A 9,087-nucleotide genomic window follows, 5' to 3' on the forward strand; every position below is an offset into this window, starting at 1 on the left:
TGCCCGTCGATGCCATTCCCAGCTTGCGGCCGGAAAAGCTTGACAGGAACAAGCCCTCGACAACACCCGATCGCAGGATCGCGCGCGAGGAGCCGGCGATCCCCTCGCTATCGAAGCCGCCGCTTGCCAGCCCCAAAGGTTCGAACGGATCTTCGCGCAGGTCCAGATGCGCGGCGGCTACGCAGCGCCCCACCGGGTCTGGCAGGAAGCTCATGCGCCGATATTGCGACGCCCCGTTCAGCGCGCCAGCCACGATGTCGATCAGGGTTGCGGCCGTGCGCGGGTCGAACAACACCGCGCAACGGCGGCTGCCCATGGCCCGCGCACCCAGTGCCCGGCGCGCGCGCGCCGCCGCGTCGCGCGCCAGCGTTTCGGGCGCGATCAGGGCCTCAATCCGCCGTTCCTGCGACTGGCAGAAATCGGAAATGCTGCCACCATCGTCCTGCGCCAGCATCACCGTCCAGCGCGCATCGTTGGAGCGCAATGCAGTGCGACAGAACCCGTCGCTGGTCGCCAGGGCCCACAGGCCCTCGGTGGCCAAGGCCACGGACTCCCCGGCGCGCAGCCGGCTGTCCGACGCAGCGATTTCGGCGGTAATCCGGTCCAGCGCGCGCGCTGCTTCCAGCGTCGCCTGGGCACTGCGCGGGCTGTCGCCATAGAGCAACGGCGCGGGGCCGGCAAAGGCCAGGCGATCGGCCGGCGGCAGATCGGCATCGGGATCGGGCTGGACATGCGCGGCGATCAGCATCGCCTCTTCCACCACGCGGTCGATCGCCGCCCGGTCGAATCCCGCGGTCGAGGCCGATCCCCGGCGGCCATTGTGAAACACGGTCAAGCCAAGGCTCTGGCTGCCGCTGCGCTCGGCCATCTCGATCTCGCCATCGCGCACTGCCGTCTTGGCGATGCCCTCATGCCGAACCGAGGCGCGCGCCCGCGCGCCGCGCTTGGCCGCCTGTTCGACCGCCCACTGCGCGGCATCGCGCAAGGCCGCCTCATCGTGGGTCAACAAAGCGGTCATGCCGCGCCCTCAACCCGCGCAAAGCTGGCATGGCCATGATGCAGGGTCAGGCGGTGGGTGTGATAGGCCGCCAACCGCTCGTTATGGACGACGCTGACGATGGTCGCGTGCGGCATCGCATCCAGGACTGCTTGATAGAAATACGCTGCATTGTCTGCGTCCAGCGCGCTCGTCGCCTCGTCCAGCACCAGCAGGCTGGGCCGCTGCAGCAGGATGCGGGCAAGCGCCACGCGCTGCTGCTCCCCTGGCGACAGTTCGTCCTGCCACATGCGCAGCGCGTGCATGTCCGCGACATGGGCGTCGAGCCGCACGCGTTCGAGCAATGCCGCGATGGTCGCATCGTTATGATCTTCCGACCGATCGGGAAAGCAGATCGCGTTCTTGAGCGTGCCGAGCGGGAGGTAGAGCCGCTGCGGCACCAGCATCGCCGTGCCGCGCCGGGTCATCGCCACCTGGCCCGTCCCGTCGGGCCAGAGGCCAGCCATGGCGCGCAGCAGCGTGGTCTTGCCCGTACCCGAAGGCCCTTCGATCACCCAGCGCTCGCCGTCGCGGATCGTCCAGTCCGCCACCGACAGCAGGGGCTCCCCATTCGGGCGGCGCAGCATCAAGCCGGTTGCGCTGATGGCCACGCCATCCGGCGTGCCGCCCGGCGCAAAGCCGATGCCGCGCGGGCGTTCGTGATCGATCGCGTCGTCCAGGGCCTTCAAGCGGTTGAAGTTGGCGATCTGGCGTGCGATGCCCGGATAGCCGAGAACGATATAAGACAAGTTGCTGGAAAACTGTGTAAAGGCATCGCGGGCGGCCTGCACCTGTCCGAACGTAATGGCGCCAGCGAAATACTTGGGCACTGTCAGGAACAGCGGCACGATCGCCATGACCTGCTGATAAATGCTCTGCCCCGCCTGCAACCCGGCATTGGCCAGCATCAGCCGATACCAGTTGCGCCTGATGTTGGCGAAGGTCTGGCGAAGGCCGTGCAGTTCGATGCCCTGGGCGCCTGAAAAGGCGATCTGTTCGCTGTTGCGCCGGACGTGGAGCAGTTCGCTGCGGAAATCGGCATCGTAATGCTGCTCCCGCATGCGCCGCCGGACAAACGGCTTGCCGATCCAGGCGATAAGCACCGTGCCGAACAGGACATAGCCGATGGCGAACCAGACAAGGTCGCCACCGGGCAGCGGGATGCGGTAGCCAAACAAGGGAATGGCAAGCGGTCTCGCCGTCTGCACCAATATGGCGGCAAACGCGATCGCCCGCACGAGGCTGAACACCAGCGAAACCAGGATGCTGAGCGGGGACGTGCCATAGATCAGGCCCATGGAGGTGAATTCCTTCACATCCTCGGCGATGCGCTGGTCGGGATTGTCGATCATCCGCAGCCGCTCGATCTCGTAAAAGCGATCGCGCGCGAACCAGCGGCCCAGATACCAGTTCGTCAGCCATTGCCGCCACCGGATCGACAGCGTCCAGCCGACGATATTGTGGGCAGTCGCCGTGCCGATCTGAATTGCAATGATGGTCGCGAAAGCAAGAACCAGCGACAGGAACAGCCCACCCTGGCGCTGCTCGATCGCATCATAGAAGTGGCGCTGCCATTGGTTGGCCAGCAACAGCGCATAGGTCGTGCCTACTTCGATCGCGCAATAGCACGCCACCAGAAACCACGCCCATTTCCAATCGTCGGACACGAAGTATCGCGTGGTCAACCGCCACGCGTGGGCCCAGCGCTCCCGTGCCGGTTGGTTGGACTGGAGGCCCGCTTCGCGGCGGGCCTCCTCGACATTGGCAGGCGGTGGCATCATCGCTCGATTATACCCAGTCAGAAAAGGCGCTTGGAAATGCTGAGACGCACCGTGCGCGGCTCGCCCACCGGCACGTAGGTATAGACCGAGGCCGAGCCGTAGTTCCGCCGATCGAAGACGTTGCGGACGCCCAGATTGAGGTTGAAACCCTTGAAGCTCAGGAACACGTTGGCGTCCACCTGCCGCGACGCCGGCACGACATATTGTCCCAGCAGATTGGCAAAGGAACTTGATCGTCCGTACAGGCCCGCCGCCACACCGCCGCTGAGGTCGTCCGAAAGCTTTGTCCGATAGGTCGAATAGACGCTGTAGGTATCGCGCGGTTGCTGCGCGACGACGGTCTGCAGGGCGTTGGTCGTCAACAGCTTGTAATTGGTGCGGGTCAACGATGCCAGCACCGTCCACCCCCGCAACAGCTGTCCGGCAATGTTCAGGTCCACGCCGCGGCCGCGCTGGCCCGGTCCGGGCAACAGGTTGGTGGGGTCAGCCGGATCCCGAATGATGATGTTATCCTGCTGGATATCGAAATACGACGCGTTGATCGTCGCACGCTTGTGGAAGAGATCGAGCTTGATGCCCGCTTCCTTGTTGGTGGTGATCACATTGGGCAGGATGCTGCCGTCCTTGGCCGCGGTGAACGTGGCCTGCTCGCCGCGCGCGTAATTGGCAAAGATCGAAAGGTCAGGGGTGGCATCCAGGATAATGCCGGCACTGGGCGAGGTGCCGTTCTTGCGCTGCATCAGCACGGGGGAAGGCCCGGCAAAGAACGTCTGTGACGTAGTCTCGAACCAGTTCTTGCGCACGCCGCCGAGAATCTTGAGCTTCCAGAACTCGATCAGGGCCTGGCCATAGACGCCGTTCTGCTTGCCGCCGCTGATAAGTTGCAAGTTGCCGAACGAGGACCACGGGATCACGACCAAGGGAGTATTGGCGCCCAGTGATGGGTTGGTGGCGCGGTTATAGACCAGCCCGCTGCGCTGCGCGGCCGAACCATCGCTGTAGTTGTAGCCAAGGTTGAAATTGGCTTTCAGGCCCTTGGCAGGCTGAGTCTTGATGCGCAGGAAGGTGTCCAGCGCGTTGGACGAGCCATCCTGCTGCGACCCTTGGGTGTCAGCTATCAACGCGCCCTGGCGGCTGTAGCCGACGCTGGCGGCCCGGGTCGTTAACAGGGTATCATCGTGCGATCCACGCGCGACGAGGTCGATGCCGGGCACGAGTTGCCGCGTCGCCTCGAAGTAATAGCGGTTGGTGTTGATCTTGATGCCCTGGTTGGCCGCGTAGATCGGCCGGGACGGGTCGCGATCGATGAGTTGCCGCGTCTTGTTGTCGAACAGCGTGAACGCGCCAATACCGCTCGTCGCCTCGTTGATGCTGACACCAATGATGATGTCGGTCAGGCGGTCCTTGTAGCGTAGCGAAGGCGCAACCAGCCAACTCTTGTCACCGGTATAGCCGCCATAGTTATGATCCATCGTCTGCGCGCTGGCGATGAAGCGCGCCGACAGCTTCTTATCGGCGGTGATCGCATTATTGCCATCGACCACGCCGCGCACCAGCCCGAACGACCCGGTATCAAGGCTGACGGCAAGGCGCTGCTCGGCGCTGGGCTTTTTCGTCACCACGTTGACGTTGCCGCCCAGGTTCCCAAAGCCGGCCATCAGCGCATCAGGGCCTTTCAGGATTTCGACCCGCTCGATATTGGCGACCGGCTGATCCGCACCCGCGCTGACACCGTATTGCGATGTCGTCGATAGGCCATTGACCAGGCCCGCGGCGGAAAAACCGCGGATCGTATAGCTGGCGCCGCTGTTCGGGCTGTTGGACAGCACCGAAACACTGCCGGCATTGCGCAGAATATCGGTGATGTTGAGGGCCTGCTGCTCCTCGATCGTCTTGGCGGTAATGACCTGGGTGTTGCGCGGTTGATTGCGCAGGCCCAGGCCGTTGCGATCGGACGTGGTCGCCTGGCGGACGAGCACGCTCGTTTCCGCCTCGTCACGCAGGGCGGTAACGATGATGTCGTTGGCGACAACCAGCCCTTCCTGTGACCCCGGCATGACCACAAGGTGGCTGCCCTTGATCGCCGCCTGGACCGCGTGTTGCGCATCCGTCGCACCGCGTATCGGCCGCGAGGTCAGGCCCTTGACCGCATCGGGATCGTAATTGATCGGCTCACCCGTTCGCGCTGCAATCGCCTGAAGCGCTTCGGCCATCGGCATTGCTGGCAGGTCGATGGCCGTGCTGGCCTGCGCACCTTGCGCCGACGCAGTCGAAGGCATTGCGGCGCCCCCCAGCGCGAGAATACCCAGGCTTGCGGCGCTCAAAAGACAACGGCGTTTAGCAGTCATGTGCACGATGCAACTCCCTCCCCCCACGGTCGAGCGCCATCCCCAGACGGGCGCAGTTGCCCGTCCGGTGAACCCAAGACCCTGTGACAAAAAACGGACTCGCCTTACGGCGAAAGATCAGTCGCTTCCCGATCGGGTGCGACCGCGGCCGTCCTCCTGCGCGACGGCATTCCCTGTCTTCGCGCCCTTGGCACCAGCGGGATTTTGCTGTCGAAGCCGAAGCTATGCGTCCCTTGGGTTACACGCAAATTCGAAGTGTTCATGCCGGGCATGAACACGTTCAATGGCCATCTCTGGCCCTGACGTTGGCTGAAAACAGTGCGACGTAGGCCTCGATCTGGGCCACGAACCAGGCGAGCATGGGATCCCGTCGCCGATAGGCTGGCCATTGCGCCACGGTCACGACGCCTTCCTGCACGAATGGCGCCGCGACGGCCCTGACCGGCATGATCGAAGCGAAGTACTGAAACAGCCAACTGCTGCCGGTCGCCAACAGATCGCTGCCGATGATGATCCCCGGCAGGGCAGCCTGCGAACTGGTGCGCATCGCAATGCGACGTGCTTTGAGCAGGTCGGCCGTGCTCCGATCGACCGTCATGGTCAGCATCCGCTCGTCGCCGGCGATGACGTGGCGCGCGCCGCGATACTGGGCCTCGTCTATGTCGAACCGGTCGGCAAGTTCGGAATGGCCCGTCCATATCAGACAGGAAATATATTCCGTAAGGATGGGGAGCGTTTCCAGGTCGGGCAATGCCAGTTCCGCCGGCAGCAACAGCAAGTCGGCGCCACGATCCAGGGCGCGTTGCGGCACATCGATATCCAGCGGAACGATGTTGATCGCGAGGCCGGGAGCGGCCGCCAACAGGCGCTGGACCACAGGGCCAAGCAACATCTGCTCGACCACGTCGGATGCGGCAACGGTGATCGTACCCGTGCTGGTCGACGGATCAAACGACAATGCGAAGTTGAGTGTCCCGTCCACATCGCGCAACACGCGGCGAACCTCGCTACGCAGCGCCATGCCGAGGGAAGTCAATTGCTGGTCCCCACCCGCATGATGAATGACGAGGTCATCGCCGAAATGGTCGCGCAGGCGGCGCAGCGCATGGCTCATGGCAGACTGGCTGAGCCTTACCCGTCGCCCCGCCTCGGTCAGCGTCGGCGCATGAAGAATCGCGTCGAGCGGATAAAGCAGGTTGAGGTTGAGGCGATGAACCGGGGGCTCCGGGGTCTCGGCCGGGCTACGGCCCCTGTCCCCCCTGGGTTTATCGATGCGCAAGTTAGCCAGTCCTTCGTACCTTCCCTTCGGCGCCGCAGCAGGCGAAGCGGGTTGAACGCCTCGCGTCTGCCACAGGCTTGGGATTGCGCGTCACTGTGCCATATCGGCCCTGGGCGCGAAAGCGCTGGCACGCTACCGCGCACACGCCCCTTGCCCCCAGCCGACACAGCATCGGGGATCCCAAAAAGGCCACCGCCAGCGCAGGAGACCGCTATTCGGCGACCACCGGCAGCACCACCGCGCTGGCCTTATCGCCGCCGAACCACACGCTCTGCGTTGCCTTGCGATAGTCGCCGGGCTTGGCAAACATGATATTGGGCACAAAGGTTTGCGGGTTGCGGTCATAGAGCGGGAACAGCGTGGACTGCACCTGCACCTTGAGCTTGTGGCCCGGCAGGAACACGTGGTTCACGTTGGGCAGCGCCCAATGATAGTGCACCACCTGCCCCGGCTTGAGCGCCGCAGGCTTGGCAAAGCTTTGCGCATAGCGACCGCGGAAGATCTCGATGCCGATCGGCAGTTCGTATCCCGCCATCGACGGGCGCCCGCCCTGGTCGGCGGCCTCGGGCACATCGTTGGGATGGACGTCGATCAGCTTGACCACCCAGTCGCTGTCGGTGCCGGTTGTGGCGGCATAGAGGTCCACCTCGGGCGCGCCCATGATGTGCACCGGCTTGTCGAGCGTGGCGGTCTGCCATTCGGCCACGTCCGGCCGGCCGGAGACAAAGCGCTGGTCGTGCACCAGCCAGGGCTTCCACTGCGCGCCATCGTCCATGTCGACCGGGCGCGGAATGAACGGCACGGGATGGGCCGGATCGCTGACATAATCGTCGTGCCCGGCCGCCGCGGGCTTGGCAAAGCCGGCACTGCCATTGGCCCCCAGATAGAGCGCCTGGCCCGCACCCATCGGCCAGCGCGGGCTTTCCTGCCACTGGTTGATGCCGGTGGCATACGTCAACACTGGCGGCGTGTGCGGATCGGGCGCATCCTTGAGCCAGTGATCGAAGAAGGGCTTCAGATACTTCACGCGCCATTCGTGCGCGGTGTCACCAGTGAAATCGAGCGCGCCCAGGCTCGATCCGCCGTGGTTGGCGCCCGAATGGCGCCACGGGCCGATCACCAGGGTGACCATGTCGTTGTTCTTGTCCTTGGGCTCCAGCGCGCGATAGACGGCGGGCGCGCCATAGCTGTCTTCCTGGTCCCACTGCCCCACTTCGAGCATGGTCGGCACGGTCAAAGGCCGGGCAGCCAGCCACTTGTCGACCGCCTGCTCTGACCAGAACGGAGTGTAAGCGGGGTTTTCCAGCCACTTGCGCACGCCCGGAACCTGGCTGATGCCCAGCTTGGCGGCAAAATCACCCACCGATCCCGCTTCCAGCCAGCGGGTGTAATCATCCCCCTTGCCCAGCGCGAAATCGCCGCCGCCATCGCCCTTGTTGACCACCTGCGTGGTGGCATAGCTCAACGAGGTAACGCGGAACGCGCCATTGTGGAACCAGTCATCCCCCATCCAGCCATCGACCATCGGGCTTTCCGGCACGGCGGCCTTCAATGCGGGATGCGGATTGATTTCGGCCATCAGCGTGGTGAAACCGAGGTAGGACGAGCCGATCACGCCCACCTTGCCGTTGGTTTCCGGCACGTTTTTCACCAACCAGTCGATCGTGTCATAGGCATCGGTCGATTCATCGATGCCGGTATTGTTGAGCGGCCCGGCGATCGGCCGGTTCATGATATAGGTGCCTTCGGAACGGTGCATGCCGCGAATGTCCTGATAGACGCGGATATAGCCGTCTTCGGCAAATTCGGCGTCCATCGTTTCCAGGATATCGACGATGCGCTGGCTCGCCACGCGGTGTGTCGATCCCCAGGCGTCATAGGGCGTGCGCGAGAGCAGGATCGGGCCGCCGCGCGTGCCCCTCTTCATCACGATCACGGTATAGAGCTTGGTGCCATCGCGCATCGGCACCATCGCTTCGCGCCGGATGAAATCGGCCGAGGGCAGCACCTGGTCAAAATGCGCGATCACATCGGGCGTCATCGGCGTGACGGGGGCATCGGCCGCCGGGGCGGCGCCTTGCGCCAGGGCAGGGCCGGCGATGGCGAGCGAAAACAGGGAAGCCGTTGCCAATGACAGGAATGCGCGCATGGGGGTGCAACTTTCGAACAGCAGGAAGGCGCGCAGGGTGGTTGCGCGGGAAACCTTACTACCGCGCGATCGCGCAAAGACAAACGGACATTGGCCAGCGCTTCACGCCGCGCTGGCCAGGGCCTCCCACCCGCGCTGGCTGCGCCAATCGGGCGCCAGGTCGGCAAAGCGTGACAGGGCGAGCTTGTCGATCTCGGCAAAGCTGACCTGCCCGTCGATCACCAGATCGCGGATGGCATGGCCCGAAGCCGGCGACAGGCCAAAGCCGACGCCCGACATCGTGGCGATCGTGACGTTTTCGGGGTGAGTCAGCCGGTCGATGATCGGGCGCCCATCCGGCGTGTTCTCGATGATGCCCGACCACGAGCGGATCACGTTGAGATGTGCGGCGCCCGGCAGCAGTTCGGCCACGCGCCGCGCCAGGTTGCGCGCCAGCGGCGTCGATGGGCGCGCGGTGGGGCCGGCAGGATCGGTATCAAGCCATTCGTGCGGCC

General features: G+C 64.4%; 6 protein-coding genes. All 6 read right to left on the reverse strand.

The window, feature by feature from the left end:
- On the reverse strand, positions 1 to 1,018 hold a 1,018-nt coding region (locus tag H926_RS29015; RefSeq protein ID WP_022677744.1), incomplete at its 3' end, for a TldD/PmbA family protein.
- Positions 1,015 to 2,814, reverse strand: coding sequence for an ABC transporter ATP-binding protein/permease (locus tag H926_RS0119215; protein ID WP_028658242.1), 1,800 nt, complete (start codon positions 2,812 to 2,814; stop codon positions 1,015 to 1,017). The genes H926_RS29015 and H926_RS0119215, both read right to left, overlap by 4 nt.
- 20 nt (positions 2,815 to 2,834) lie before the next feature.
- A complete protein-coding gene (locus H926_RS0119220) occupies positions 2,835 to 5,096 on the reverse strand; it encodes a TonB-dependent siderophore receptor (RefSeq protein WP_022677746.1) in 2,262 nt (753 codons plus the stop codon).
- A 349-nt stretch (positions 5,097 to 5,445) separates the two neighbouring features.
- Positions 5,446 to 6,444 carry a LysR family transcriptional regulator gene (locus H926_RS0119225; protein WP_082209252.1) on the reverse strand — a complete coding sequence of 333 codons (999 nt, stop codon included), beginning with the start codon at positions 6,442 to 6,444 and terminating at the stop codon, positions 5,446 to 5,448.
- A 211-nt stretch (positions 6,445 to 6,655) separates the two neighbouring features.
- Entirely contained in the window at positions 6,656 to 8,593 is a 1,938-nt protein-coding gene (locus H926_RS0119230) for a CocE/NonD family hydrolase (RefSeq protein WP_022677748.1), read from the reverse strand.
- 102 nt (positions 8,594 to 8,695) lie between these two features.
- On the reverse strand, positions 8,696 to 9,087 hold a 392-nt coding region (locus H926_RS0119235; protein ID WP_028658244.1), incomplete at its 5' end, for an FAD-binding oxidoreductase.

The organism is Novosphingobium sp. B-7 (assembly GCF_000410615.1).
Classification (GTDB): domain Bacteria; phylum Pseudomonadota; class Alphaproteobacteria; order Sphingomonadales; family Sphingomonadaceae; genus Novosphingobium; species Novosphingobium capsulatum.

Coding starts and splice junctions, on each gene's coding strand:
- H926_RS0119215 (WP_028658242.1), bottom strand. CDS start 2,814: ATGCCACCGCCTGCCAATGTCGAGGAGGCCCGCCGCGAAGCGGGCCTC.
- H926_RS0119230 (WP_022677748.1), bottom strand. CDS start 8,593: ATGCGCGCATTCCTGTCATTGGCAACGGCTTCCCTGTTTTCGCTCGCC.
- H926_RS0119220 (WP_022677746.1), bottom strand. CDS start 5,096: ATGCCTTCGACTGCGTCGGCGCAAGGTGCGCAGGCCAGCACGGCCATC.